Source organism: Hymenobacter coccineus, assembly GCF_001816125.1.
Lineage (GTDB): Bacteria > Bacteroidota > Bacteroidia > Cytophagales > Hymenobacteraceae > Hymenobacter > Hymenobacter coccineus.
Genome location: NZ_MDZA01000263.1, coordinates 1 through 1,823, shown reverse-complemented (window position 1 = coordinate 1,823; position 1,823 = coordinate 1). Strand labels below are relative to the sequence as shown.

1 protein-coding gene and 1 pseudogene are annotated in these 1,823 nt (G+C 64.3%); both read right to left on the bottom strand.

Going from position 1 to position 1,823, the window contains the following annotated elements; genetic code table 11:
• Positions 1 to 153: 153 nt before the first annotated feature.
• On the bottom strand, positions 154 to 1,284 hold the full coding sequence (locus tag BEN49_RS14665) for a glycoside hydrolase family 88/105 protein (protein ID WP_239691948.1): 1,131 nt from the start codon (positions 1,282 to 1,284) through the stop codon (positions 154 to 156).
• A gap of 260 nt (positions 1,285 to 1,544) precedes the next feature.
• Positions 1,545 to 1,823 (bottom strand): annotated as a pseudogene (locus BEN49_RS28075) (hypothetical protein); the annotation flags it as partial.

Here is a 1,823-nt window from a genome sequence, read left to right as displayed (position 1 = left end):
CGGCAACCGACTGGCTAACAAAACGGCGGCGCTGCATAAATAAAGAATTGATAAAGGTTGTAGCGCGGACTTTGTAGTCCGCGGCTTTGAACGGTCGCCCATCGGTAATCGACAGGACGAAGCGAGAGCCGCGGACTACAATGCGCTACAGCGCTACTTCAGCTTAATCACTTCGGAGCCAGCTAGGAGGAAGGCGCCAGTGCCGTACACTTCCCAACTCTCGGCGGAGAAGTCGCGGCGTGGGTCGGCCCCGATGGGCTGCACCCAGCCCACGCGTCCTTCGGCCGATACCAGGCCGTTCAGGGCCACCCAGGCCTTCTCAACGGCGGGGCGGAACTGGGGCCCCGTGAGCAGGCCGTGGTTGAAGCCCCAGGCCAGAGCGTAGCAGTCGAAGCCCGAGCCGGAGGCCTCGCCGCCGGGGTAGGCGGCGGGGTCGAGCAGGCTGGAGCGCCACAGGCCGTCGGACTGCTGTAGCTCCACCAGGCGGGCGCTCATTTCCTGGAACAGCTGGGTGTAGAAGGGCCGGCTGGGGTGGCCGGCGGGCAGCTCGCTCAGGATTTGCACCAGGCCGCCCATCACCCAGCCGTTGCCGCGGCTCCAAAAGATTTTCTGGCCGTTGCTCTCCTTTTTGCCCTCGCCGGCGGCGTTCACCAGGTAGCTGGCGTCGCGGGCAAACAGGTGCTCCTGGTGGTTGAAGAGCAGGCGGTAGGTTTGGCGGTAGAGCGTGTCGGTGAGGGTGAAGTAGCTCGGGTCGTTTTGAATGACGCCCAGCTTGGCGAGCACCGGGGGCCCCATGAACAGCGCGTCGCACCACCACCAGGCAATGCCGTGGTTCTGCACCTCGGGCCCCGGCTGGTTGCGGAATTTCTCCACCACGTCGAGCGTCGGCTGCAACATGCGGCGGTCCTTCTTGAGGCGGTACAGGTTCAGGTAAGTTTGGCAGATGGCGATGTCGTCGGCGTGGTCGTAGCGGGGCCCCGGCTGCCACTTCGTGCGCTCCCCAAGGGCCAGCAGCGAGTCCAAAATCAGCTTGGAGTGCGTGGTTTGGTAAGCCGCAAAAACGCCCGCGTAGAAGGCGCCGTTTGTCCAGTCGGTGGGCGCGTGGCGGGGGTGGGCCAGCTGCCAGCGCGTCACGCGCAGCAGCGTGCTTTTAATGTACTTGGGCTTGAATACCTGCGGATTGGCCATGGCTGGCGCGGGGCCCTGGGCGCTGGCCGGGCCCGGCCAGCAGCCCCAGGCCCAGCAGTAATCCGCGCCGCGGCGGAAAAAGGAAGCAATGCGCATGTGGAAAAAAGCTAAGCGAAAGGTGGTTGGCCAGGGAAAGTTATTCAAAACCCCGGCACGTTGCTATTATCGAGGCGATTTAAGGAGTCGTCAGAACGGCGGATAGGCGTGGCGTTCGGATGATTTCCTAAGAAGTTGTTTGAGTTAGTAAATCGGTCATGCTTCGACTGCGCGGACGCCAGATCAGCATGACCGTCCGATTGACTTTTTAGCCAACTCAAACAGCTTTATCGATTGGTTCGGGGCTGGAAAACGACTATTTATTGGGGCTTCTGAAAAACGGATTCCCACTGCGGGCGCCGGGCCACGGTGGGCGCGGGGCCCCCCAGCTGCACCAGCAGCCACAGGCAGCGGCTGTCGGCCAGGTTGTGGGGGTTGTAGCGGTCGGCAATGAACACGAAAGCGCCCGGCCGGCCCGGCACCGGCAGCACGCAGGTGGGCTGCCCGCCGAAGGTAGTGGCCGCGCCGGGGCCCTGCACCGGGTGCCGCTGGCGGGGCCCCGGCCGGGGCTGGCCTACCACGCCGTCGCCCTGGCCCTC

Bases quoted from the DNA above. Each gene is read 5' to 3' on its own strand.
- BEN49_RS14665 (WP_239691948.1), bottom strand. From the start codon at position 1,284: ATGCGCATTGCTTCCTTTTTCCGCCGCGGCGCGGATTACTGCTGGGCC.